Annotated in this window: 19 protein-coding genes; 3 read left to right on the top strand and 16 right to left on the bottom strand. The window is 70.8% G+C overall.

Annotation, left to right across the window (positions count from 1 at the left end; translation table 11 throughout):
• Nucleotides 1–31 precede the first annotated feature (31 nt).
• Both ACU6WY_RS14050 and ACU6WY_RS14055 read right to left on the bottom strand, forming a co-directional pair.
• A complete protein-coding gene (locus ACU6WY_RS14050; protein ID WP_483820261.1) occupies nucleotides 32–1,513 on the bottom strand; it encodes an asparaginase domain-containing protein in 1,482 nt (493 codons plus the stop codon).
• A gap of 136 nt (nucleotides 1,514–1,649) precedes the next feature.
• Nucleotides 1,650–2,648 carry a GlxA family transcriptional regulator gene (locus ACU6WY_RS14055; protein WP_483820262.1) on the bottom strand — a complete coding sequence of 333 codons (999 nt, stop codon included), beginning with the start codon at nucleotides 2,646–2,648 and terminating at the stop codon, nucleotides 1,650–1,652.
• 86 nt (nucleotides 2,649–2,734) lie between these two features.
• Between ACU6WY_RS14055 and ACU6WY_RS14060 the strand changes: the two genes are divergently transcribed.
• Entirely contained in the window at nucleotides 2,735–2,971 is a 237-nt protein-coding gene (locus ACU6WY_RS14060) for a hypothetical protein (RefSeq protein ID WP_483820263.1), read from the top strand.
• Nucleotides 2,972–2,998: 27 nt separating this feature from the next.
• On the opposite strand, the gene ACU6WY_RS14065 is transcribed toward ACU6WY_RS14060, so the two are convergent.
• The 4 genes from ACU6WY_RS14065 to ACU6WY_RS14080 all read right to left on the bottom strand — a co-directional run bounded on the left by ACU6WY_RS14065 (nucleotide 2,999) and on the right by ACU6WY_RS14080 (nucleotide 9,489).
• Nucleotides 2,999–4,195, bottom strand: coding sequence for a glycosyltransferase (locus tag ACU6WY_RS14065; protein WP_483820264.1), 1,197 nt, complete (start codon nucleotides 4,193–4,195; stop codon nucleotides 2,999–3,001).
• A gap of 4 nt (nucleotides 4,196–4,199) precedes the next feature.
• Entirely contained in the window at nucleotides 4,200–5,408 is a 1,209-nt protein-coding gene (locus ACU6WY_RS14070) for a glycosyltransferase (protein ID WP_483820265.1), read from the bottom strand.
• A gap of 155 nt (nucleotides 5,409–5,563) precedes the next feature.
• Nucleotides 5,564–7,765: an ABC transporter ATP-binding protein gene (locus ACU6WY_RS14075; RefSeq protein ID WP_483820266.1), complete on the bottom strand. Its 2,202-nt coding sequence runs from the start codon at nucleotides 7,763–7,765 to the stop codon at nucleotides 5,564–5,566.
• On the bottom strand, nucleotides 7,762–9,489 hold the full coding sequence (locus tag ACU6WY_RS14080) for an ABC transporter ATP-binding protein (protein WP_483820267.1): 1,728 nt from the start codon (nucleotides 9,487–9,489) through the stop codon (nucleotides 7,762–7,764). The genes ACU6WY_RS14075 and ACU6WY_RS14080 overlap by 4 nt, the downstream gene beginning before the upstream one ends.
• A 141-nt stretch (nucleotides 9,490–9,630) precedes the next feature.
• On the opposite strand from ACU6WY_RS14080, the gene ACU6WY_RS14085 reads away from it, so the two are divergent.
• Nucleotides 9,631–10,224, top strand: a complete 594-nt coding sequence (locus ACU6WY_RS14085) for a hypothetical protein (protein ID WP_483820268.1) — start codon at nucleotides 9,631–9,633, stop codon at nucleotides 10,222–10,224.
• Nucleotides 10,225–10,285: 61 nt separating this feature from the next.
• Here the strand turns inward: ACU6WY_RS14085 and ACU6WY_RS14090 are convergent, their stop codons facing one another.
• The 10 genes from ACU6WY_RS14090 to ACU6WY_RS14135 all read right to left on the bottom strand — a co-directional run bounded on the left by ACU6WY_RS14090 (nucleotide 10,286) and on the right by ACU6WY_RS14135 (nucleotide 22,694).
• A complete protein-coding gene (locus tag ACU6WY_RS14090; RefSeq protein ID WP_483820269.1) occupies nucleotides 10,286–11,095 on the bottom strand; it encodes a potassium channel family protein in 810 nt (269 codons plus the stop codon).
• Between the two features lie 99 nt (nucleotides 11,096–11,194).
• Nucleotides 11,195–11,632, bottom strand: a complete 438-nt coding sequence (locus ACU6WY_RS14095) for a heat shock protein transcriptional repressor HspR (RefSeq protein ID WP_483820270.1) — start codon at nucleotides 11,630–11,632, stop codon at nucleotides 11,195–11,197.
• A 68-nt stretch (nucleotides 11,633–11,700) separates the two neighbouring features.
• Complete coding sequence (locus ACU6WY_RS14100) at nucleotides 11,701–12,696, bottom strand: DnaJ C-terminal domain-containing protein (protein ID WP_483820271.1); 996 nt, start codon at nucleotides 12,694–12,696, stop codon at nucleotides 11,701–11,703.
• Between the two features lie 8 nt (nucleotides 12,697–12,704).
• Entirely contained in the window at nucleotides 12,705–13,304 is a 600-nt protein-coding gene (locus ACU6WY_RS14105) for a nucleotide exchange factor GrpE (RefSeq protein ID WP_483820272.1), read from the bottom strand.
• 12 nt (nucleotides 13,305–13,316) lie between these two features.
• Nucleotides 13,317–15,188, bottom strand: a complete 1,872-nt coding sequence (gene dnaK, locus ACU6WY_RS14110; protein ID WP_483820273.1) for a molecular chaperone DnaK — start codon at nucleotides 15,186–15,188, stop codon at nucleotides 13,317–13,319.
• Between the two features lie 593 nt (nucleotides 15,189–15,781).
• Nucleotides 15,782–17,521: a DEAD/DEAH box helicase gene (locus ACU6WY_RS14115; protein WP_483820274.1), complete on the bottom strand. Its 1,740-nt coding sequence runs from the start codon at nucleotides 17,519–17,521 to the stop codon at nucleotides 15,782–15,784.
• A 135-nt stretch (nucleotides 17,522–17,656) separates the two neighbouring features.
• A complete protein-coding gene (locus tag ACU6WY_RS14120; protein ID WP_230007159.1) occupies nucleotides 17,657–17,779 on the bottom strand; it encodes a SapB/AmfS family lanthipeptide in 123 nt (40 codons plus the stop codon).
• A gap of 5 nt (nucleotides 17,780–17,784) precedes the next feature.
• Nucleotides 17,785–20,418 (bottom strand): class III lanthionine synthetase LanKC, encoded by a 2,634-nt coding sequence (gene lanKC / locus ACU6WY_RS14125; RefSeq protein WP_483820275.1) that lies wholly within the window; start codon nucleotides 20,416–20,418, stop codon nucleotides 17,785–17,787.
• A gap of 262 nt (nucleotides 20,419–20,680) precedes the next feature.
• A complete protein-coding gene (locus ACU6WY_RS14130) occupies nucleotides 20,681–21,358 on the bottom strand; it encodes a response regulator (protein WP_483820276.1) in 678 nt (225 codons plus the stop codon).
• 1 nt (nucleotide 21,359) lies between these two features.
• Nucleotides 21,360–22,694: a sensor histidine kinase gene (locus ACU6WY_RS14135; protein ID WP_483820277.1), complete on the bottom strand. Its 1,335-nt coding sequence runs from the start codon at nucleotides 22,692–22,694 to the stop codon at nucleotides 21,360–21,362.
• Nucleotides 22,695–23,058: 364 nt separating this feature from the next.
• Between ACU6WY_RS14135 and pstC the strand changes: the two genes are divergently transcribed.
• Nucleotides 23,059–24,102: a phosphate ABC transporter permease subunit PstC gene (gene pstC / locus ACU6WY_RS14140; protein WP_483820278.1), complete on the top strand. Its 1,044-nt coding sequence runs from the start codon at nucleotides 23,059–23,061 to the stop codon at nucleotides 24,100–24,102.
• Nucleotides 24,103–24,105 lie beyond the last annotated feature (3 nt).

Here is a 24,105-nt window from a genome sequence, read left to right on the forward strand (position 1 = left end):
AGACCTCGGTCCCCCGGGGTTCGTCATAGCCTCAGCGCAGCACGGGCGGAACGCTCGCGCGTCGCCGGTGCTGGTGGTAGAGCACCGCGCCGGCGACGACCGCCAGGATGCCGGCCAACACGACGAGGCCGCTCACACCCCCGCCACCGGTGAACGGCAGGGCACCGACGAGTCCCGCCGAGGCGGACGGCGACGGGGCCGGCGTCGGCTGGTCCGTCGCGCCCGGGGTCGGAGACGCCGACGCCTCGGGGCCGGGCGTTGCCGACGGGTCGGGCGACGCCGACGGGTCGGGCGTCGCGGAGGGCTCGGGATCGGCGACGGGCACCGGGCTGACGGTCGCGGCCAGGGCCGACGCGTCGAACGTGGGCGACCCGAGGCCCTGGAACCACGTGCGCGCCTGCGCGACGTCGGTGGTGAAGGTACGCGACAGCATGAGCAGGAGGCGCGCCTTCTGCGGCAGGAGGTCGCCGCCGGCGATGATGTTGCCCGATCCGCCGCTGACCGAACCGCTTCCGGTGCGGGTCGTGCTGACGAACCAGAGGCCGCGATCGCGCGCCGCCGCCGTACGGGCCTGGCTCGCCGCGCCCGAGATGCCGCCGGCTCCCGTTCCCGCCGTCACGACCCCCTGAACGCCGGCCTCGGCCCAGGCCGAAATGGCCTCGCCGCCGACCGCCTGCGCGTTGTAGAAGATCTCCACGCGCGGATAGGCGTCGCGGCTCACGGTGCGCAGGTCGAACGGCGTGAACCAGTCGTTGGTCTCGCAGTCGAGCACACGGGCCGGAGCGCGGTTCACCACGACCTCGGAGCCGTCGATCCAGCCGAGCATCCCCGACATGCGCGTGGTGAACGTGTCGGTGCGCGTGGAGTTGCCCTTCGTGACGTCACGCGCGGCGTGGATCTCATCGTTGAGCGAGAGCACGGTGCCGAAGCAGAACGTCTCCTGGCTGGCGGCCAGTCGAATGGACTGCAGGAGGTTGGCGGGTCCGTCCGCCCCGAGGACCATCGAATCGGATGCCGTCGCGCCCGAGGCCCACGGGCGCATCGCCCCGGTGAGGACGACGGGCTTCTTGCTGCGCACGGTCAGGTCGAGCCAGTAGGCGAACTCCTCCATCGTGTCCGTCCCCGTCGTGACGACGACGCCGTCGGCGTCCTTCAGGGCGTCCTCGACGGCCAGCGTGAGGTCGTGGTACTGGGCGATGCTGTAGCCGCCGGAGCCGGAGTTGCCGAACTGCACGGAGGTGACGTCCGCAAACGCCGACAGCTCGGGCTGCAGCACGGTGAGGAGGTCGGCCATCGGGTACGTGCCGGCGCGATAGCTGGTGTAGGTGTCGCGGCCGTTCGCCTTACCGGCGATGGTGCCGCCGGTGGCGATGACGACGACCTTGGGCTTGTCGCCGTCGGCAGCGGCGGCGGGGAGGGCGACGACGGGGGCGAGAGCCAGAGCGGAGGCCACGCTCGCGGCAACGGCCAGCGCAGGCCATCGCCGTGTCGATCGGGAGAAGAACGCTGTCACGGAGGTCCTTTCGGGCAGGCTCGCGTCGGATCACGAGCGGGGAGTGGTGGTGCGAAACGCGCCACGAGACTCACCTTGGCCTCCCCCCGTTTCCGGACACGCCGACCTCTGTGTCCCCTGTGTAACAGCTGTGACGTCAGGCTGGCACGGCTGTGGCGACCGCGTCGTCGGCGCCGCCCGTCGGGACCACGCGCGAGAACCGCGCACGGTACGCCGTGGGGGTGAGCCCCATCGTGCGGGCGAAGTTCTGGCGGAGCACCGCCGCGGAGCCGAACCCGCACTCCGCCGCGATACGGTCGAGCCCGAGCTCGGTCTCTTCCAGGAGCCGCTGCGCGTGAAGCAGTCGCTGGCGCGCGAGCCAGGCCGCCGGCGTCGCGCCGAAGTCGGCCTTGAAGCGGCGGGCGAACGTGCGCGGAGACATGTGCGCGCGGGCGGCGAGGCGCTCGACCGACAGGTCGGCGTCGAGGTTCTGCAGCATCCACTCCGTCACCGGGGCGAGCGACAGCGAGGAGTCGACCGGCAGCGGCGAGGCGATGAACTGCGCCTGTCCGCCGTCGCGCTGCGGGGCCACGACCATGCGCCGGGCGATGCGGTTCGTGAGCTCGGCGCCGAGTTCCTGCCGCAGCAGGTGCAGGCAGGCGTCGAGCCCCGCGGCCGTCCCGGCGCTGGTGATGACGCGGCCGGACTGCACGTAGAGCACGTCGGGGTCGACATCGATGCGCGGATACATGCGGCTCATCGTCTGCGTGTACCGCCAGTGCGTCGTCGCCCGCTGCCCGTCGAGGACCCCCGAGGCGGCGAGCACGAAGGATCCGCTGCAGACGCTGAGCAGCCACGCCCCGCGCGCGTGCGCGCGACGCACGAGGTCGAGCACGCGCGGGTCGGGGTCCGCCCACTGCTCGCGCGGGAACGGCGCGAGCACCACGATGTCGGCGTCCTCGGCGTCGGCGAGTCCGCGCTCGGCGTTCACCGAGAAGCCGATGTTCGAGGGGACGACGCCGGGATCGGGCGTGACGATGCGGAAGTCGAAGTTCGGGATGCCGTCGTCGCTGCGGTCGAGCCCGAACGCCTCGCACGCGAGGCCGAACTCGAACGGGGCGAACCCGGGCTGGATGACGACGGCGACGGAACGCATGAAACCTCCGGTTTGGCAGGAAAATGTCGAACAGCGTCCATCATGCCACTGTCGGACCATATTCGTACAGCCGTAGCTTTTCTGCCATGGCTTACCTCGTCGCTCTCGCCCTTCTCGCCCTCGTCGCGATCGTCGCCACGGTGTGGCTGATCAGTACCGACGGCCACGGCCGCATCCCCACCGATCCGCGCCGCCTGCCCGGTGGCACCGACCTCGTCGCCCCGCCGGAGCCCACGGCATCCACCCCGGCGGAGCCCGCTCAGGCCGCACCCGTGCGCCGGGACTCGTCGTCGCCCGCGACGGGGCGTCCGGGCATCGTCTGACACCGTGGGGCCTCGCCCGCCGCGGCGCTACCGCGTCGTGACGCGCTCGTACACTTCGACCATCGCCGCCGTGCGCGACGACTGCCGGAACCGCTCCGCGATCGACGGGTCCACCGCGACCGGCTCGCCGGCGGCGATGTCGGCGGCGGCGCGGCCCAGGGTATCGGCGAGCGCCGCGACCGTGGCATCCGTCACCGCCCAGACCCCCGCCCCCAGCTCGTCCGCGATGTCGGGGTCGCTGACCACCGCCGGAGTGCCGAGGGAGGCGGCTTCGAACACCGTCATCCCCTGCGTCTCGAAGCCGATCGAGGTCTGCACGACCGCGTCGGCGTCGGCCAGCCGCGCGAGCGTCTGCGGGTAGGTCAGCCGCCCGGAGAAGACGATGGATGCCACCGGGCGCGCCCGTTCCACGAGACGTCGGGCCGCCGTGAGCTGCGCTCCCCCGCCGATGACCTCGACGTCCGCGTCGATCCCGGACGCCGCGACCGCCTCGAGGAACGGAAGGAGACGCTTCTCGGGGCTCATGCGGCCCAGCCACACGAACCGCGGGCGCCCGGGTCGGCGCACCACCGGCCCCGCCGCGAGGACCGCGTCGAGCGACTCGTCGTCGATGCCGTTCCAGATCACATCGACTGCGCCCGCGGGCGGGACGACCGCGTGCGCCTCGAGTCGCCGGGCGAAGTGGGCCGAGGGTGCGGTGACGGCGGCCGAGAGCCGCGCCAGGCGTCGGAGGTACGCCCAGCCGTCCTGCGGGCCCGACGTTTCGTGAGCCGGGCGCAGTGCGCGCCGCGCCCACCGGTTGAGCACCCGGAGCACGGTGGCCGGGAACGGCGTCGTCGCCTCGATGCCGACATCCACCCGGTTGTGCATCGTGTGCACGACGGGCAGACCGTGACGCGCGGCGAACCGGTGGCCGATGAACGCGCCCCAGAAGTCGGCCTGCACGTGCACGACGTCGATCGGCGGTCGCCCCGCCATCGCGGCATCCACGAACCGATCCGTGCGCGCGCCCGGCCACGTCAGCGAGTACTCGCGGTCGAGGGTGATCGGCAGCGACGGCAGGTCGACGGAGGCGGGGTCGGGCGGCGACGGCCGGTGCAGGCGCGGAGCCACGATCGTCACCGTATGGCCGGCGCGCTCGAGGAAGCGCCGCTGCAGGCGCATCGACACCTGCGCGCCCCCCAGCGACTCGACGTGCTGGTCGGCGAACATCACCACGTGCACGCGGTCACTCCGGCAGGGGGCGTCCGCGGTACAGCGCCTCGAAGGTGTCGAGTGTGCGGCCGATGTCGTGCACCCGCACGCCGTCGAGCGAGGCCTGCTGCATGCGGAGACGCTCGTCGGGCGCGGCGGTGAGCACGTCGGTCAGGCGAGCGGTCAGCTGGTCGACGTTTCCCGGCTCGAACAGGTAGCCGTTCTCGCCGTCGTGCACGAGGTGCGGCAGCGCGACGGCGTCGGCGGCCACCACCGGAAGACCGGATGCCATCGCCTCCATCGTCGCGATCGACTGCAGTTCGGCGATCGAGGCGATCGCGAAGACACTGGCGCGCGTGTAGAGGGAGCGCAGGTCGTCTTCGGAGGCGTGCCCGTGGAAGGTGACGCGGTCGGCGACCCCCAGCTGCTCGGCGAGCTGCTCGAGGGTACGGCGCTGATCGCCGCCGCCGACGATGTCGAACGTCGCGTGCAGCTCGGGGTCGAGCTGGGCGAGGGCCCGCAGAACGACGTCGATGCCCTTCTCGGTGGTCAGGCGTCCGACGAACAGGATGCGGTTGGCCTCGCGCGGGGTCAGGTCGGGGGTGTAGTTCGAGCGGTCGATGCCGCACGAGATCGGGATGACCCCCTCGATGTCGAGCGTCGACTCGAGGAAGTCCGCCGCGCGACGCGTGGGAGTCGTCACCGCGCGCGTCAGGGCGAACGTGCGCTTCGCGTCGGCCCACGCGAGCTTCACCAACACGCGGTCGAGGGAGTCGGGCAGGGTCGTGAAGTCGAGGATGTTCTCGGCCATCACGTGGTTGGTCGCGATCACCGGGATGCCGCGCTTGCGGGCCTCGCGCGCGAGGCCCCGACCGATGATGATGTGCGACTGGATGTGGACCACGTCGGGCTTCACCTCGTCGAGCACCCGCCGGGCGTAGTGCTTGGACCGCCAGGGGAGCACGAACGTGAGCCAGTCGTGCGGCAGAAAGCGCCACGACGGCAGACGGTGCATCGTCATGGGCTCGCCCTCGATCACCTCGGTGAACGTGCCGGCGTTGCCGCGACCGACGCTCGGCGCCATCACGTGCACGTCGTGTCCGCGCGCGACGAGCCCCGCGGCGAGGCGCTCGGCGAAGCGGGCCGCGCCGTTGACATGCGGGAGGAACGTGTCGGCGCCGATGAGGACCGTGAGCGGTCGATCAGCCGGAGCATGGTCGGCGGGCGTCGCAGGAGTGGTCACGTGTGGTGAGGCCTATCTGTGCGGCGGAACGGGTCGCACGGTGCGGTGCATGCGCCCGACAACTGTACCCGAGCGGTTTCGGAGTGCCCGGGAGGCCGCGACGGTGATGCGAGTGCCCCGCCCGGCGGCGGGCGGGCGGGGCACTCGGCGGCGGATCAGCGCGTCTCGTCGAGGGGCGGGTCGGGAACCGGTGCCCCCTGCGCGGGACGCGGGGGACCGTCGACCCCGGCCGCGGCCGTGACGTCGGGCACCGCGGCGGCCAGGGCCGACACCACGAGCGCATCGTCGGATGCCGGAGCGTCGGCGCCCTCCCGTGCGTCGGCGCCGCGCTCCCCGTCGCCCGAGGCCGTCGCATCGTGCGCGGTATCGACGTCGGACGCGGCGCTCTCGAACTGCGACTGGTACAGACGCCAGTACGCGCCGTGGGTCGCGATCAGCTCGTCGTGGGTGCCCTGCTCGACGATGTCGCCGTGCTCCATGACGAGGATGAGGTCGGCGTCACGGATCGTGGAGAGCCGGTGCGCGATGACGAACGACGTGCGGCCTTCGCGCAGCGCCGCCATGGCCTGCTGGAGCAGCAGCTCGGTGCGGGTGTCGACCGAGGAGGTCGCCTCGTCGAGGATCAGCACCGACGGCCGGGCGACGAATGCGCGTGCGATCGTGATGAGCTGCTTCTCGCCCGCCGAGACGTTTGCGGCGTCTTCGTCGAGCACGGTGTCGTACCCGTCGGGGAGCGAGTGCACGAACTGGTCGACGCGGGTGGCCACCGCGGCCTCGACGATCTCGTCGTCGGTGGCCGACTCGCGGCCGTAACGGATGTTGTCGCGGATCGTGCCGGCGAACAGCCACGGGTCTTGCAGCACCATGCCCGTACGGGCGCGCACATCGTCGCGGCGGAGGTCGGCGATGTTCTGCCCGTCGAGGAGGATGCGACCGCCGTCGAGTTCGTAGAACCGCATGATGAGGTTCACCAGCGTGGTCTTTCCCGCGCCCGTCGGGCCCACGATCGCTACCGTCTGCCCCGGCTCCACGCGGAACGACAGGTCGCGGATGAGCGGCCGGTCGGGAGTGTAGGAGAACCGCACCGAGGCGAACTCGATGACACCGCGACCCTCGACGTGTGCGGGGGCGTCGGCGGCATCCGGGTCTTGCTCGTCGGCGTCGAGCAGCGCGAAGACGCGTTCGGCCGAGGCCGTACCCGACTGCACCACCGCGGCCATGCCGCCCAGCTGCGACAGCGGCTGCGTGAACTGCTGCGAGTACTGGATGAACGCCTGCACGTCGCCCAGGCGGATCTGCCCGCCCGCGACCATGAGACCGCCGAGCACCGCGATCCCGACGTACGTGAGGTTTCCGACGAACATCATGCCCGGCATGATCATGCCGGAGAGGAACTGGGCCTTGAAGCTGGCGTCGAACAGCTCTTCGTTCTCGACCTCGAACTTCTCGCGCGCGTCTTTCTCGCGACCGTAGACCTTGACCAGCGCGTGGCCCGAGAACGACTCCTCGACGCGGGCGTTGAGTCGGCCGACCTTCTTCCACTGCTCGCCGAAGGCCTGCTGCGACTTCGGGCCGATGACGCCGAAGATCACGGCCATGAGCGGCAGCGAAACGAGAGCGACGAGCGCGAGCTGCCACGAGATCGTGAACATCATGATGAGCACGCCGACCACGGTCAGCACCGAGGTCAGGGCGCTCGAGAGCGACTGCTGCATCGTCTGGGTGATGTTGTCGATGTCGTTGGTGACGCGCGAGATCAGCTCACCGCGCTGGACCTTGTCGAAGTACGACAGCGGCAGGCGGTTGATCTTGGCCTCGACGTCTTCGCGGAGGCGCCACATGGTGCGCACCATGATCACGTTGATCACGTAGCCCTGGATCCACGACAGCAGCGACGAGCCGACGTAGATCGCCAGCACCGTCACGATGACCATGCGCAGCGCATCGAAGTCGACGCCGGCCCCGACCTGGAAGTTGTCCATCGCCGAGACGATGTTGGCGATGTCGCCCTGACCGGCCGACCGCAGTGCCTCGACGACGGTGTCTTTCGGAGTGCCCGCCGGGAAGTTCTCGGCGAGACCGCGCGAGACGACGCCCTCGAAGATGATGTTCGTGGCGTCACCGAGGATGCGCGGCGCGAGCACCGCGAGCACGACGCCGAGCGCGCCGAGGACGGAGACGAAGGTGAACGACCACGCGTACGGGCGGAGCAGCCCGATGAGTCTGCGGAAGCTCGGACCGAACGCGGCCGCCTTGCCCGGCGCGACGCTGTTCCAGTCGCCCGAGTTCTGACGGGCCTGTTCGGCGAGTTCGAGCTCGGCGCGGTCTTCTTCGGTGAGGGCGTCGGGAGTGCTCATGCCTCCACCCCCAGCTGCGACTCGACGATCTCACGGTACGTGGGGCTGGTTCGCAGGAGCTCGTCGTGCGTACCCAGGGCCACCATGCGCCCGTCTTCGAGGACCACGATGCGGTCGGCTCCCGTGATCGTCGAGACGCGCTGCGCCACGACGATCTTGGTCACATCGGGCAACTCGTCCCAGAGCGCTTTGCGCAATCGCGCGTCGGTACTGAGGTCGAGCGCCGAGAACGAGTCGTCGAAGACGAGGACGCGCGGCCGGTGCACGATGGCCCGCGCGATCGCGAGGCGCTGTCGCTGGCCACCCGAGACGTTGGTGCCGCCCTGGGCGATGCGAGCCTCGAGGCCGCCCTCCATCTCTTGGACGAAGTCGCGCCCTTGCGCGATCTCGAGCGCGCGCCACAGCTCGTCGTCGGTCGCGTCTTCGCGGCCGAAGCGGAGGTTGGAGGCCACCGTGCCGCTGAAGAGGAAGGGCCGCTGAGGGACGAGACCGATTCCCCGCCACAGCCCGTCGAGATCGGCCTCGCGCACGTCGACGCCACCGATGCGCACGGCGCCGCCGGTCACGTCGAACAGGCGCGGGATGAGCGAGACGAGCGTCGTCTTGCCCGACCCGGTCGACCCGACGATCGCCACCGTCTCTCCGGGGGCCGCGGCGAAGGTGATGCCAGACACGACCGGCGCCTCGGCGCCGGGGTAGGCGAAGGCGACGTCGTCGAAGACCACCTCGCCCGGAGCGGGGAAGGCCGTCACGGGGTTCTCGGGGCGAACGAGGGTGGATTCGCTCTCGAGCACCTCGCCGATGCGCTCCGCCGAGACGGCGGCGCGCGGGATCATCACCGTCATGAAGCTGGCCATGAGCACGCCGCCGAGGATCTGCGCGACGTACTGGATGAAGGCGAACAGCGTCCCGATCTCGACACCGCCGGCATCGACCTGGATGCCGCCGAACCAGATGACACCGACCACGGTGACGTTCAGCACCAGCATCGCGAGCGGGAAGAGCAGCACGAAGAGCGAGCCCACCTTGCGGCCGACGACCATGATGTCGGTGTTGGCGTCGCGGAACCGCTCTTCTTCGATGCGCTCGCGGACGAACGCCCGCACGACGCGAACACCCGTGAGCTGCTCGCGCAGGATGCGGTTGACGGCGTCGAGCTTGACCTGGAAGCTCCGGAACAGCGGGACCATGCGGGCGATGATCAGGGCGACGGCCACCAGCAGCACGGGCACCGCGACGGCGATGAGCCAACTCAGCCCGACGTCTTGCTGCAGGGCCATGATGATGCCGCCGATGGCGAGCAGGGGCGCGCTCACGAGCATCGTCGCGCCCATCATCGCCAGCATCTGCACCTGCTGCACGTCGTTGGTGTTGCGAGTGATGAGGGAACCGGCACCGAACTGCGACAACTCTCGCTCGGAGAAGCCGCTCACGCGCTCGAACACGTCGCGGCGGATGTCACGGCCGGCCGCCATCGCCGCGCGCGCGGCGAAGTAGGTGGCGATCACCGACGCCGTGATCTGGCCCAGGGAGATGACGAGCATGATCGCGCCACGCGACCAGATGTAGCCCGTGTCTCCGCGGGCGACGCCGAGGTTGATGATGTCGGCGTTCAAGCGCGGCAGATACAGGGTCGCGAACGCGGACGCTGCCTGGAAGACCAGGATGGCGACGAGAAGCACGCGGTACCGCGAGAGGTAGCGGATGAGGAGTTTGCCGAGCACGAGGCCCCCCGGGAAAGGATCGAGCGCGGTCGCGATGACCGCGGAACATAGCCTGGCACGGACCTCCGACATCCGGGAGAGCGCTCTCTCCACCCCGGCATCCCGTGCCGTCTGTCGGCCGCGCCTCGTAGGCTGAATGCCATGCCTCATCTCCAGGCCGACGCCCCCGCCGACCGCTGGGTGCCCGTGACGGGTTCCCTGGGATTCCGCGGGCGACGCCACCGCAAAGCCGCCATCCGGATGCTGTTGTCACAGGCCAACCGGGCGACCGGCGCGACCGAGCGCCCGGGCGGCGGGATGTTCGCCTGGGTGGTGAGCCAGGCGGCTCCCCTGCTGATGCGACGCGCGGCGGGACGGGTGCTCGTGTGGGTGTGGAAGACCGAGCCCGACCTCCTCGTGGTGATGGCCCAGCTGCAGGAGATCACCCCGCAGCTGCGGGCCGCGCGGGCGATGATGCCGATGGAGTACGACGACACCGAGTCGTTCCGCAGCCCGTACCTGGGTGCGGGCGAGAAGCTCGCGATGCCCCTGCCGTCCGACCCGCGCACTCCCCCGTTCGCGACCTACACGTGGGACACCGGCGCGCACTTCGTCACCGTCACGGCGGTGTGCGGCGACCGCGAGCGATTCGGCACGGTGATCGCGGCCGTCGACGATCTCGCCCGCACCGTGCGGGTCGTCGACGAGATGCGGGTGGGCGAGTCCGCGACCGTGCTCCGGCTCGATCCCGCCTGACCTGGCGCGGGTCGATCGGCGCCGGCGGTCGATCCGCCGGGCTGCTGGCGCAGGGAGACCGTCACCCGCGGTTCTGCGGATCGCTCCCGCCCGGGGCCGGAGCCCGCAGTGCCGCCAACACGCGGTCGACATCGGCGCGTGTGGCCGGGCGCTGGTCCTCGTGTCCGCGCGTCGCGCGCTCGAGCACCCACGAGGCGAATGTCGCCGTGATGAGGCCCACGAGCACGACGCCACAAATCATCAGCAACACCGCCACGACGCGCCCTTCCACGGTGATCGGGGTGAAGTCGCCGTAGCCGACGGTCGTGATGGTGCAGAACGCCCACCAGACGGCATTGCCGAAGCTCGTGATGGTCGCCCCGGGCGCATGCCGCTCGGCCGAGAGAACGGCCAGCGACGCCTGCCAGATGAGAAGGAGGGCGATACCCGCGCCGTAGATGAGCATCTGGGCCCGCAGCGAGCTGCCGACGCTCTTGGTGAAGGAGGCCAACCGCGTGAACGCGCCGAGAAGCCGCACCGGGCGGAGGGTGGGGAGGATCACGACGAGAACGTCGAAGAGGTGCGACCGCACCCAGAGCCGCTTCGGGCTGCTCAGGAACAGACGCGCGAAGTAGTCGGTGAGGAACATCACCCACGTCAGCGCGACGACCGTCGAGCAGACGACCGACCACACCCCGACGAGGTCGCCGATCACCTGGAAGGTGTACGCGAAGAGGAAGGCCAGGGCGGCGATGGTGAGCGGCCAGTACGTCGCGCGCCCCCACGCGACGCTCGCACGGGTCTCGCCCCTCCTGCCTGCGATCGCGCGACGGAACGGCCCCGCGGTCACCGCCGCGTCCTCACCCTGAGCGCTTGTCGTCCTCGAGCCCATGAGTGAACTTTACGGCTCGGGATGCCGCCGCCCGCTCGACCCGCTGCGGGCTGGTCTGGGGAGAGCAGCGCCGCACCGCATGCCCGCGGTCATCCCGGCTCAGTCGTCGTAGGCGTCGTGCGGACGCCAGAGCACGACGTCGGTGGCGCGGCGCACGCGCGCACCGTGGCGCAGCGTGACGACCGCGCCCGTGGCTCCGGCGGCGAACACGCGGGCGCCCGGCCGCGACTGCCGCTCGGCCATGAGCTGACGCTCGAGGTCGTTCACGCGCCGCGCGAGCTCGTGCACGCGCTCCTCGAGGGCGAGCAGTCGCGCGATCGCCGGCAGGCTCATGCCCTCGCTCGACAGGCGCGCGACCTCCCGCAGCTGCTGCACGTGGCGGCTGGAGTAGCGGCGCGAACCGCCCTGCGTGCGCGCAGGCACGACGAGCCCGAGCCGGTCGTACTGCCGCAGCGTCTGCGGGTGCATGTTCGACAGCTCGGCCGCGACGGCGATCGCGAAGATCGGGGCGTCCTCGTCGAGTTCCTTGTCGGACACGGCCTCTCCTCTCTCGTCGATCGCCAGGCTCCTGGCATCCGATCATTCCGGATGCCAGGAGCCCCGCGTCACCGGCGCGCCTTGGCCATCAGGTCGGCGCGGGGGTTTTCTTTCGGTTCGAGCTCGTGGAAGCGCTCGAGCGCTTCGCGCGCGGCCTCGTCGAGGTGCGTGGGCACGGCCACCTGCACCTCGGCAAGGAGATCGCCCGTGCCCTTGGACGAGTGGATGCCACGACCCTTGACCCGCAACACCCGCCCGGACGGCGTGCCCGGGGCGACCCGCAGACGCACGGGTTCTCCGCCCATCGTGGGCACCTCGATCGTCGCGCCCAGCGCCGCCTCGGTGAAGGTGACGGGGACCGTCAGCCGCAGGTTGAGGCCGTCGCGCGAGAAGACCGGGTGCGGCCGCACCGCGACCGTCACGACGATGTCGCCGCTCTCGCCGCCGTCCGGCGACGGGCGGCCCCGGCCACGCAGACGGATCTTCTGGCCGTCCGACACCCCCGCGGGGACCTTGACCTTGAACGGGACGTTGTCTTCACCCTGCAGGGTGATCGTCTCGCCCGTGGCCGCGGTGACGAAGTCGAGCGTCGTGCGGGCCGTGACGTCGGCGCCGCGCTGCGGGCCGCCGAAGCCGCGGTAGCCGCCGGTCGTCTGACCGAACCGGCCCGACCCGAAGCCGCCCGCCTGCTGGTCGAACATCGAGAAGAAGTCGTCGAACCCGCCGGGCGGGGGACCCGACGCGCCGCCGCGCTGCTGCCCGAAGCGGCTGAAGACGTCGTCGAAGCCGCCTCCCGCGCCCGACCCCGGAGCGGAGAAGCGCGCCCCCGAGCCCATGGCCCGGATCTGGTCGTACTCCTCGCGCTGTTCCGGATCGTTCAGCACGGCGTACGCCTCGCTGATCTCTTTGAACTTCGCCTCGGCCTTGGCGTCACCCGGGTTCGAGTCGGGGTGGTACTGGCGCGCGAGCTTGCGGTACGTCTTCTTGAGATCGGCCGCACTCACGCTCTTGTCGACGCCGAGGACCTTGTAGAAGTCCTTGTCGAACCAGTCCTGACTCGCCATCGGTCCTCCTACTCGGCCGGCACGGCGACGACGACCTTGGCCGGTCGCAGCTCGGTCGAGCCGAGGCGGTAGCCCACCTCGACGACCTCGAGCACGGTGGCCTCGGTCACGCCCGGCGTGGGCGCCTGGAAGATCGCCTCGTGCTGCTGCGGGTCGAAGGGCTCGCCCGCGGTACCGAACGAGACCACGCCGAGCCGCTCGGCCACGGCGCGCACCTTGTCGCCGATGGCGGCGAAAGCAGTGCCCTCGACGAGGTCGCCGTGCTTGACCGCGCGGTCAAGGTCGTCCATGACGGGGAGCAGGCCCTTCACGGCCTCGCCCTTCGCGCGCTCGATCTCGCGTTCGCGCTGCTCTTCGGTGCGCCGGCGGTAGTTGGCGTACTCGGCCTGCAGGCGCTTGAGGTCGGTCAGCAGCGAGGCCTCCTTGTCGGTGGCCCCCTCCGCTGCGGCTTCGGGGGTCTGCTCAGCGCCGAGGATGTCCTCGATGGTCAGGCCCTCGGCATCCGGGGTCTGGTCCGACGGCGCGGGGCCGGAGGTGTTCTCCTCCGGCCCCGTCTCGTCAGGACCGGCGCCCGAGCCCTGGGGCTGTTCGTCGTCCTTGTGTGCCATGGCTTCTGTCGCTTACTTCTTGTCGTCGTTCGGCTCGTCGTCGACGACCTCGGCGTCGATCACGTCTTCCTCGGGGTTCGGCGTCTCACCGTTGCCGGGCTGGCCGACGTTCGGGTCGGCCTGCTCGCCCTGGGCCTGCGACGAGGCGTAGATGGCCTCGCCGAGCTTGCCCTGGCTGGCGTTGAGCTTGTCGAACGCGGTCTTGACCGCGTCGTCGTCGTCGCCGGCGAGGGCCGTCTTCAGCGCGTCGACGTCGGCCTGGACCTCGGTCTTGACCTCTTCGGGCAGCTTGTCTTCGTTGTCCTTGATCAGCTTCTCGATCGAGTACGACAGGGTCTCGGCCTGGTTGCGGGTCTCGGCGGACTCGCGGCGCTTCTTGTCTTCGGCCGCGTTCTCCTCGGCCTCGCGCACCATGCGCTCGATGTCTTCCTTGGGCAGCGACGAGCCGCCCGTGATCGTCATCGACTGCTCCTTGCCAGTGCCCTTGTCTTTCGCGGACACGTGCACGATGCCGTTGGCGTCGATGTCGAAGGTGACCTCGACCTGCGGGATGCCACGGGGAGCCGGCGCGATACCGGTGAGCTCGAAGGTCCCCAGCGGCTTGTTGTCGCGGGTGAACTCGCGCTCGCCCTGGAAGACCTGGATCGCGACCGACGGCTGGTTGTCGTCGGCAGTCGTGAAGGTCTCGCTGCGCTTGGTGGGGATGGCGGTGTTGCGCTCGATGAGCTTGGTCATGATGCCACCCTTGGTCTCGATACCGAGGCTCAGGGGGGTGACGTCGATGAGCAGGACGTCCTTGCGCTCGCCCTTGAGGACACCGGCCTGCAGGGCAGCGCCCACGGCCACGACCTCGTCGGGGTTGACGCCCTTGTTGGCGTCTCGACCGGTCTCCTTCTTCACCAGCTCGGCGACCGCGGGCATGCGGGTCGAGCCACCGACGAGCACCACGTGCGCGATGTCGTCGACCTTGACGCCGGCCTCACGGATGACATCCGAGAAGGGCTTGCGGGTGCGGTCGAGGAGGTCTTTGGTGAGGTCCTCGAACTTGGCGCGCGAGAGCGTCTCGGACAGCGACACGGGACCCGAGTCGGTGAGCGAGAGGTACGGCAGGTTGATGCTCGCCGACGTGGACGACGAGAGCTCCTTCTTGGCCTGCTCCGCGGCCTCCTTCAGGCGCTGCAGGGCGATCTTGTCGCCCGAGACGTCGACACCGGTGGTGTCTTTGAACTGCTTGATCAGGTAGTCGACGACGCGCTGGTCCCAGTCGTCGCCGCCGAGGCGGTTGTCACCGGCGGTGGCGCGCACCTGGATGGTTGAGAAGTCGTCGTCTTTGCCCACCTCGAGCAGCGAGACGTCGAACGTTCCGCCACCGAGGTCGAAGACGAGGATGAGCTCGTCTTCCTTGCCCTTGTCGAGGCCGTACGCGAGGGCCGCGGCGGTGGGCTCGTTGATGATGCGCAGCACGTTCAGGCCCGCGATCTCGCCGGCCTCCTTCGTCGCCTGACGCTCGGCGTCGTTGAAGTACGCGGGCACCGTGATGACGGCATCCGTCACCGAGTCGCCCAGGTACTCCTCGGCGTCGCGCTTGAGCTTCTGGAGGATGCGCGCCGAGATCTCTTGCGGCGTCCACTTCTTGCCGTCGACGTCGAAGCTCCAGGTGGTGCCCATGTGGCGCTTGACACTGGAGATGGTGCGGTCGACGTTGGTCACGGCCTGGCGCTTGGCGGTCTCGCCGACGAGCACCTCGCCGTCTTTCGTGTACGCGACGACCGAGGGGGTCGTGCGGAAGCCTTCGGCGTTGGCGATGACCTTCGGCTCGCCACCCTCGAGCACGCTCACGACGGAGTTGGTCGTACCGAGGTCGATTCCCACTGCACGGGGCATATGTGTCTCCTTGATCATGAGCCGGACGGATGCCACGACTCGGTGTTGATGAAGTCTGCTCGCGGGTTGAGCCGCGATGACTCAACGTTATCGCAGCCCCTCCGACGCGTCAAGCAGACTTGATATGTATCGGCTCAACTTCCGGCTGGCATGCCTGCGTGGCGGCGCCCATCCGCTGCGCTGCACGGCTACGTGCGCCCGATCGAGCCCCCTCGTCCCACTTATGGCTCGATCGAGCCCCCTCGTCCCACTTATGGCTCGATCGAGCCCCCTCGTCCCACTTATGGCTCGATCGAGCCCCCTCGTCCCACTTATGGCTCGATCGAGCCCCCTCGTCCCACTAATGGCAGACCATGTCCCACTTTGTGTCGCTTGGGAGCGCTCCACAGCGCAGTAAGTGGGACATGGTCGGGCGGCGGCGCGGCACAGGGCAGCGGCGGCGCGGCACAGGGCAGCGGCGGCGCGGAGGCGCGGCGAAGCGGCGGCGCGGCGCGGGGCCACGTGCGGCGCCCCAGCGAGCGAGCCCCGCCGCAACGACGACGCCCCCGCGACCACAGAGGTCGCGAGGGCGTCGAACCGGGGATGCCGCGGGGTCAGTCGCGATCGCGATCGCGGCGCTGCGGCCGGTCGCTGCGCTTGGCGGAGCGGCCGCCCTGGTCGAGACGCAGGTCGATGAGCTGGCCCGAGATGCGCGTGTCGGCGAGGCGGGCGATCGTGTCGCGCGAGAGGTCGGCGGGGAGCTCGACGAGCGAGAAGTCCTGGCGGATCTGGATCGCGCCGAAGTCGTTGCGGCGCAGACCGCCCTCGTTCGCCAGCGCGCCCACGATCTGACGCGGCTCGACGCGCTGTCGGCGCCCCACCGCGATGCGGTAAGTCGCGAAGCGGCCGTCGCGCTCGCGGCGCGGGCCGCCCTCGCGGTCGCCCCCCTCGCGGGGAGCGCGGTCGCGGTCGAAGCGCGGCTGCGAGATCGTCTCCTCTTCCATGAAGAGGGGAGTGTCACCCTGCGCGACCACGGCGAGCGCCGCGGCGACGTCTTGCTCGGGCACGTCGTGGTGGGCGACGTAGTGCGCGACGACGTCGCGGAACGTCGCGATCGCGGCGGTGTCTTCGAGGGCGGTGGTGATCGCGTCGTCGAAGCGGGTCAGGCGCGTGGCGTTGACGTCGTCGACGCTCGGCAGCGTCATCTCGGTGAGCGGCTGACGCGTGGCCTTCTCGATCGCGGTCAGCATGCGGCGCTCGCGCGGGGTGACGAAGCTGATCGCGTCGCCGGTGCGACCGGCACGACCGGTGCGGCCGATGCGGTGCACGTACGACTCGGTGTCGATCGGCAGGTCGTAGTTGACGACGTGGCTGATGCGCTCGACGTCGAGACCGCGGGCGGCGACGTCGGTGGCGACGAGGATGTCGAGCTTTCCGGACTTCAGCTGGTTGACGGTGCGCTCGCGCTGCACCTGCGCGACGTCGCCGTTGATGGCGGCGGCGGTGTACCCGCGGGCGCGCAGCTTCTCGGCGACCGTCTCGGTCTCGTTCTTCGTGCGGGTGAAGACGATCATGCCCTCGAAGTTCTCGACCTCGAGGATGCGCGTGAGGGCGTCGATCTTCTGCTGGTACGACACCACCAGGTACCGCTGCGTGATGCTCGCCGAGGTCGTGGTCTTGGTCTTGACCGTGATCTCTTCGGGGTTGTTGAGGTACTGCGCCGAGATACGGCGGATCTGCGCGGGCATGGTGGCCGAGAACAGCGCCACCTGCTTGTCGGACGGGGTGTCGGCGAGGATCGTCTCGACGTCTTCGGCGAAGCCCATCTTGAGCATCTCGTCGGCCTCGTCGAGCACGAGGTACTTCAGCTCGCTGAGGTCGAGCGTGCCCTTGTCGAGGTGGTCCATGATGCGGCCGGGCGTGCCGACCACGATGTCGACACCGCGACGCAGGGCCGACAGCTGCTGGCCGTAGCCCTGGCCGCCGTAGACGGGGAGCACCGAGACACCCTTGATGTGCGCGGCGTACTTCTCGAACGCCTCGCACACCTGCAGCGCGAGCTCACGGGTGGGCGCGAGCACGAGGGCCTGCGGGTTCTTGTGGCCGGTCTCCATCTGCGAGAGCACCGGCAGGGCGAAGGCGGCGGTCTTGCCGGTACCGGTCTGGGCGAGACCGACGACGTCGCGGCCCTGCAGGAGAACGGGAATAGTGGCGGCCTGGATGGCCGACGGGGTCTCGTAGCCGACGTCTCTGAGGGCCTTGAGCACAGCGGCATCCAGTCCCAGGTCGGCGAAGGTGAGCTGCTCGGGGGCGGTGTCCGCCTCGACGGAGGGGGCGGGGTTTTCGGATGCCATACCTCTACGTTACGCGGGTCCCGCGTCGCACCCGGGGAGCGGGGCCACGAACGGCCGCGGAACGGGGCGGACGCGTCCCGCACGGAGGCGGAACGGCGCCCGCCCCGCACGGGACGCGACCGGGGACCGGGGCGATCAGCAGAGCGTCGTCGAAGCGGTGCTGAAGCACAGCGTCATGCTGTGAAAGCTCGAGAACGTCGCGTCGCGACGCTCGTCCTCGCCCTTGTCGAGGTTCTGCAGCGTAAGCAGGTAGCCCATATCGTTCACCTCCCTCCTGTCATCGCCCACGCCCCAGCGGACGAGGGAAGCATGGTGTCGCGACCGCGCCGCGGCGGGATGCCGGGCAGCACGGCGGCGAGCGGGTCGGACTCGCCGTTCCGCTGACCGCGGTACGCGGCGAGGACCGCCAGGACACCCGCGGATCCGGTGGCGAGGTCGCACGATGCACGGAGCAGCCCATCGCCGGGGAAGGACGGCCCGATCGGGCGACGAAGCCCGTGCACGGCGAGCTCGCCCACGTGATGAGCCACGGCCCGGTCCACGGCGGCGACGTCGTCGATCTGATCGCGCACGTGGAGCAGAAAGAGAAGGAGCCCCGCCCGGCCATGGAACAGGCCGCTCTGAATGGCGAATCCCGTCATCGCCGTGCGCACGAGTCCGTCCAGAAGTTCCCGATAGCGGGCGCGCTCCGGGGAGTAGGGGAGCAGATCGGCGAGCACGACGCCGATCCCCGCCGATCCGGTCGCGAGATAGGGCATGGAGCGCCACCCCTCGTCGATCTGGAGTGAGCCATCCGGCGCCGGAACGAGCGCGACCAGGTCGTCCTCGAGGAGACGCTCGGCCAACCGCAGGTCGGCCGGATCACCCGTCCGCTCGAACAACCGCAGGGCGAAGAGGGCTCCGCCCGCTCCCCCGCTGAGCAGTCCCGCGCTGCCGGTGGCCACCGTCCCGGGCGGCGCGATCTCGCGCGCGGCCGCGCGGCGCTCCAGCAGTCGGGCGATCTCCCCGGCCTCGGACACCAGGGCGGGATCGTGCTCGGCCTCGCTGAGCAGCATGAGGCCGATGCCCAGATCGTCGTCGAGGTCGTTCCCCTCTCGCGCGCGAACCCGGTCCCGCACGGCGACCGCCTCCGCGTGGCGACCCGCGCGCCGCAGCACCCCCACGGCACCGGCGAGCCCGTCCAGCAGCCCCGGTACGGCGTCGTCGGACGCGGCGAGGGCGCGGTCGGTCCACGCCCAGAGGTCGGGCGGGATCGCCGTCCGGGCGGACTGCAGCGCCGAGATCACCCCGGCCGAGCCGTGCGCGAGGGAGAACGGCGCCCGGGAGAACTGCAGCGGGTCACCGGGCCAGAGGCGATCGTGGCGAGAGGGATCGGCGTCGGCGACCAGACGCGCGCCGACCGCGGCGATGACCCGGTCGAGCGCGCCCTCGGTCCCGTCCCGCAGGGCGACGAGCGCCGCCTCGGAGGCCTCCGCCTCCCCGCGGCCGGTGTCGGTCTCCGGCGCCAGGTGTGCCAGTACATCAGCCGCCCACGCGGCGGGAAGAGCGAACTCGCGTTGCGCGAGCTGGACCAGGTCGACCGCCTTGCGCGGATCCAGCGCGAGCAGCGGGGTCAGCGGCACGAACACGAACACCTCGACGCACGCGAGCGCATAGAGGTCGTGCGCGGCACCCCCGCGCCCGTCGGCCGGCGCGAACCCCGGCGCTCCGACGACCGGCGCGGCGTCCGCGGAGAGGGGACGGGCCATCTCGAGATCCAGCAGCACCACGTCGCCGCTTTCGCTGACCATGACGTTGCCGGGGTGCAGGTCGCCGTGCGAGTAGCCGGCGTCGTGCAGATCGGCGACCACCGCCCGCAAACGGGCCAGCACCCGCATCGCCCACTGCGCGTACGCGGCACGGTCGGCGTCGGTCGCGTCGGCACGCACCCTCGGGTTGCGCGCGACGACCTCCTTCTGCAGAGCCATGCCGTCGACACGGTCCAAGACCAGGAAGCGGTGTCCGTGGGCGGAGAAGGAGCGACGCACGCGCGCGAGTCCGGCGCTCGGCACCGCGCGCAGCACCTCCTCTTCGTCGCGCAGGCGCTGCACGGCATCCCTCCCGTCCGGGGTGTGACCGACGAATGGCCGGGCTTCCTTCACCACCACGGGGACGCCCTCATCGTCGGCCTCGTAGACCCCTCCCGCGTTCGAGTGGTGCAACGCCCGCGTCACCGTGGGAAAGCCCGGCGGCGGCGCGGTCTCCCTCAGCCGAGCGACGTGCGGACCGAGGAACTCCGGCACACTCACCCAGGACGGCGGCGTGAAGGCGGGTTCGCGCACGTCTTCGACGAGCTCGCCCGTGCGGGGGTCGCGGACGGCGGGCACGTCGAAGCCGTGGCGGCGGAGCGTGCGCGAGCGGAAGGCCCCGTAGCGCACCGACACCGGGCCCTCCCCCCACCGCACGTCGGTCAGCACGTAGGGGCCGGGCATTCCCCCCACGGCGCGGTCCAACGCGACGACGGCCTCGCGCAGGTCGTCCTCGTCGACGGGGTACACGGTGATGAACTTCCCGGATGCCGTGCGGTCGGCGTCCTTCGCCGACATGCGCCGAAGGGCTTCGGGGTGGGGCAGGTGCTTGAACGCCCATCGCCCGTCGAAGCACGCGGCGGACACCCGCGCGAGCACCTCGCGAGCACCCTGTTCCGCACTGCTCACGTGCACCTTCCATCCCTGCTCGGGGAGGGTCACTCCGGGAGGTGCCCAGAAGGACCACGTGCCGTCGTCCCGGTGCGTCCACGCCGTCCAGTCGAGGGCGCCCTCGGGGGCGTACGCCGGCTCGTCCGGGGCGGCGCGTCGTCGCGGCTCGTCGTAAAAGATCGGGTGAGCCGCGGCGAAGCGCGGGTAGATGGCATCCACGGGTCCTCCTGACGGTGACGGCGCCATTGTTGCGGTGCCGGCGCGCGGCCGCTGAGGATTCCGCCGCGCGCTGCGGCCCCCTCACGCGGGGGCGACGGGGAACGAGAGAAGACGTACACGACCTCGAGGGGAAGGACGAGAGGATGCCGGGCAACCGCCCCGTGTCGGAGGGATGACATCGACCCCGCGGGAGCCGCTTTCTCGATGCCGCCGCTCCCCAACGACCGCCCGACGGGCGATCGCGCGAATTCGTCCGATCGGACTAACCGGCGTCGCGATCCAGGCGGTGACGCACACCCCAGAGCGCGAGCTGGGTGCGGTCGGCGGTCCCGGTCTTGGCCAGCGCCGAGCGGACGTGCGACCGCACCGTGTTGACCGACAGGTGCAGTGCCAGCGCGATGTCGTCGTTCCCCGTGATCCCGCGGCTCAACGCCGCGACCACTTTTTCCTCCGCCGGGCTCAGGGTCGTCGCCTCCACCCACTCGGCCCGGCCGGGGCGTCGGCGCGCGAGTTCACGCAGCACGGGTGTCGTGACCCGGGAGGAGACGAGTGCCTCTCCGCGCGCGGCCGCGCGCACGGCATCCGTGAGCCTCTCGGTGTCGTGCCCCTTGATGAGGTACCCGACGGCACCGGCGTCCAGTGCCGAGAGCACGAACCGATCGCCCGCGTGGGAGGTCATGACGACGATCGCCGGGCCCCCCTTCGCGGTGGCGCCGAGCAGCCGGTACGTCGCCTCCAAGCCGCTCATGCCGGGCATCTGGAGGTCCATGAGCACCACGTCCGGGCGCTCCGCCACGCCGATGGCCACGGCATCCGCGCCGTTCGCCGCCTCACCGATGACACGGATGCCCTCGGCCTGGTCGAGCTGGATCCGTAGCCCCCGCCGAACCGTGCGGTTGTCGTCGACGATCAGCACGCGGATCGATCGCGTCCGGGGCATGTCAGCCTCGCCCGTCGGCCACGCGGGTGATCGCGGGCACCCGCATGCGCACGCGCCAGCCGCCGTCGGGGAGCGGACCCGCCGTCAACGCGCCGTTGACGAGGTCGACGCGCTCGCGAAGCGACTCCAGCCCCCACCCGAGCCCGAGGCCGGGAGCGGACGGCGCCGCGGCGCGGGCGGGGCCATTGGTCACGTCCAGGGTGAAGCCGCTGTCGTCGACCTCGATGCCGACCGCGACAGCGGCACCGGGCGCGTGCTTGGCCACGTTGGTCATGGCCTCCTGGACGACGCGGAGTGCCGTGGTCGAGACGACGGCGGGCAGGTCGCCGATGTCACCGCTCACGCTCACCGTCACCGGCGTCCCGCGCTCCTGCCAGAAGTCCGTGAGCTCCCCGACGGTGCGCAGATCGCGTGTCGACTCCGTCGGCGTGCCCCCGACGGCCCGCAGGTCGGCGAGCGCGCCATAGAGGCTCGCGGCGACGAAGCGCCCCTCGGCGCGGACGTCGCGCAGCAGGTCCATCACCTCGTCGTCGCGCCCCGCTCCGGTCGCGGCCGCGGCATCCGCGAGGACCAGCAACCCACCGAGATGCTGCCCCGCGACGTCGTGCAGCTCCTGCGCGATCCGTGCGCGTTCCGCCTCCTGCGCCCGCCGCACCCGCACCTCGTGCTCGTGCGTAGCGGCCTCGGCCTCGGCGCGTGAGGCGGCGAGGCGACGGGAACGACTCCCCCACCACAGGCCCAACGCCGCGCCGCCGACCATGATCGCGATGAACGCCGCGGCCTGGGCGGCGAGGAACGCCGCGAGGCGCGGGAAGTCGGCCCCGGTCGATGCCGCCCAGACGGTGATGGAGAGGAAGTGCGCCGCGCTGACACCCAGAACCGCGAGCGCGGCGTGACCGAGCGGTCGCCGTGCGGCGAAGAAGAACAGCGAGAGCGCGATCGGGATCTGCATACCGGTGAGCCACAGCGGGATGCCGAGAAGGAAGGCGAGCGAGAGGTAGGCGGCGAGGCTTCCCACGACGCCGATCGCCGGCCGCAGGGTGCTCACCGCCAGGCTCGACGCCTGGATCGCGCATCCCGCCAGGATGGCGGCGACCACCGCCGCGACGGGAAGCGGCAGGTTCCAGGCGCCCGGCCCCTCCATGACCAGCGCCACCGGATTCGACAGCACCTGGATCGCCACCGTGCCGAACACGATGCCGCCGAAGACGAACGGCGCCCGCGGGCTGTCGAGCACGCTGGCGATGCGGTCGTCGGAGTGCACCGGTGGCGGTGCGGGCGTCGAGACCGTCGTCGTAGGGACAGCCCGCGAACGGGAGACGGATCGGGTGGACATGCGGGTTCCTTCCGAGCACGGACATGCTCCCACGGCGGGCGACGCGAAGACGGCGGGCCCGTCATCCGTTCGGACGAAGTTTCCCCGAGTGCCCCCGGTGCGGTCAGATCGTGCCCGTTCATCGGCCGATCGGGCCGAAATCCGCGCTCTTCTGCGACCCGCCGTTCCTCGAGGCGGACCGTACTCCCCGACCCGGCGACGAGACGAGATCCCCCGGCCAACGTTCACCTTTTGTTCGCATCGGTCGCCCCGCGCGTTCGCCGTCCACCGACGGGGAACGCACTCGCCGCTCGACCCGCCCTCGCGCATGATCGCTCCGTCGCCGCCCTTCGGCGAGCACGCCCTCCCCGAGAGACCCGAAGCCATGGCATCCACCCGCACCGTGACGTCCGACGCCGCCGACACGACCTCCGCGCCCTCCGACGCCGTCGCCGAGACGGACGCTCCGCGCAGGCTGTCGCACCCCCGCGGCCTTTCCGACAACGTCTTCCGCGTCGGCGCGCACGGTGGCGGCGTCCTGGTGCTCGCGATCATGACGCTCGTGGGGATGTTCCTCGCCTACCGCGGAGCCCAGGCGATCGCCGTGGCGGGTCCGTCGTTCTTCACCGAGCAGGACTGGGAGCCCAACTCCGGCAGGTTCGGCATCGCCGCCGTTCTGTTCGGAACCGTGGCCATCGCCCTCATCGCGATCTCGGTCGCTCTGCCCCTCGCGATCGGCACGGCGACCTACATCTCGGAGTACGCCCCGGACGGTCTCCGGCGCATGCTCATCGGGACCGTCGACCTGATGGCGGCGATCCCGTCGGTCGTCTACGGCCTGTGGGGGTTCTTCTGGCTCGAGGGGAACGTCATCCCGGTCGCCCAGTGGATCTCGACGTACCTGGGATGGATCCCGATCTTCGCGGTGCCGCAGTTCGACCCCGGCGACCCGCTGGCGACCCCCACGGTGTTCACCGCGTCGGCCTTCCTCGCGGGTCTCGTCGTGGCGATGATGGTGGCCCCGATCGCCGCGTCGATCATGCGCGAGGTGTTCAGCCAGGCTCCCGTGGGCGAGCGCGAGGGTGCGCTGGCGCTCGGCTCCAGCAAGTGGGGCATGATCCGCAACGTCGTCTACCCCTTCGGGTTCGGCGGGATCGTCGGCGGGACGATGCTGGGCCTCGGCCGCGCCCTCGGCGAGACGATCGCGGTGTACATCGTGATCAGCCCGATCTTCGTCATCAACTGGCACGTGCTCTCGACGGGCACGAACTCCATCTCGTCGCTCGTGGCCCTGCGCTACGGAGAGGCGTCGGAATTCGAGCTCTCGGGCCTCATGGCCGCAGGGCTCGTGCTCTTCCTGATCACGATGGCCGTCAACTTCCTGGCGGGCATCATCATCCAGCGTTCGCGCTCGGGCGCGGCGAGCTGAGGT

The organism is Microbacterium sp. ZW3a (assembly GCF_057167165.1).

What these genes read in the sequence shown, in the direction of transcription:
- ACU6WY_RS14055 (WP_483820262.1), bottom strand. Translation starts at nt 2,648, where the DNA reads ATGCGTTCCGTCGCCGTCGTCATCCAGCCCGGGTTCGCCCCGTTCGAG.
- ACU6WY_RS14060 (WP_483820263.1), top strand. Translation starts at nt 2,735, where the DNA reads ATGGCTTACCTCGTCGCTCTCGCCCTTCTCGCCCTCGTCGCGATCGTC.
- ACU6WY_RS14075 (WP_483820266.1), bottom strand. Translation starts at nt 7,765, where the DNA reads ATGAGCACTCCCGACGCCCTCACCGAAGAAGACCGCGCCGAGCTCGAA.
- ACU6WY_RS14085 (WP_483820268.1), top strand. Translation starts at nt 9,631, where the DNA reads ATGCCTCATCTCCAGGCCGACGCCCCCGCCGACCGCTGGGTGCCCGTG.
- ACU6WY_RS14090 (WP_483820269.1), bottom strand. Translation starts at nt 11,095, where the DNA reads ATGGGCTCGAGGACGACAAGCGCTCAGGGTGAGGACGCGGCGGTGACC.
- ACU6WY_RS14100 (WP_483820271.1), bottom strand. Translation starts at nt 12,696, where the DNA reads ATGGCGAGTCAGGACTGGTTCGACAAGGACTTCTACAAGGTCCTCGGC.
- ACU6WY_RS14105 (WP_483820272.1), bottom strand. Translation starts at nt 13,304, where the DNA reads ATGGCACACAAGGACGACGAACAGCCCCAGGGCTCGGGCGCCGGTCCT.
- dnaK (WP_483820273.1), bottom strand. Translation starts at nt 15,188, where the DNA reads ATGCCCCGTGCAGTGGGAATCGACCTCGGTACGACCAACTCCGTCGTG.
- ACU6WY_RS14115 (WP_483820274.1), bottom strand. Translation starts at nt 17,521, where the DNA reads ATGGCATCCGAAAACCCCGCCCCCTCCGTCGAGGCGGACACCGCCCCC.
- ACU6WY_RS14120 (WP_230007159.1), bottom strand. Translation starts at nt 17,779, where the DNA reads ATGGGCTACCTGCTTACGCTGCAGAACCTCGACAAGGGCGAGGACGAG.
- ACU6WY_RS14130 (WP_483820276.1), bottom strand. Translation starts at nt 21,358, where the DNA reads ATGCCCCGGACGCGATCGATCCGCGTGCTGATCGTCGACGACAACCGC.
- ACU6WY_RS14135 (WP_483820277.1), bottom strand. Translation starts at nt 22,694, where the DNA reads ATGTCCACCCGATCCGTCTCCCGTTCGCGGGCTGTCCCTACGACGACG.
- pstC (WP_483820278.1), top strand. Translation starts at nt 23,059, where the DNA reads ATGGCATCCACCCGCACCGTGACGTCCGACGCCGCCGACACGACCTCC.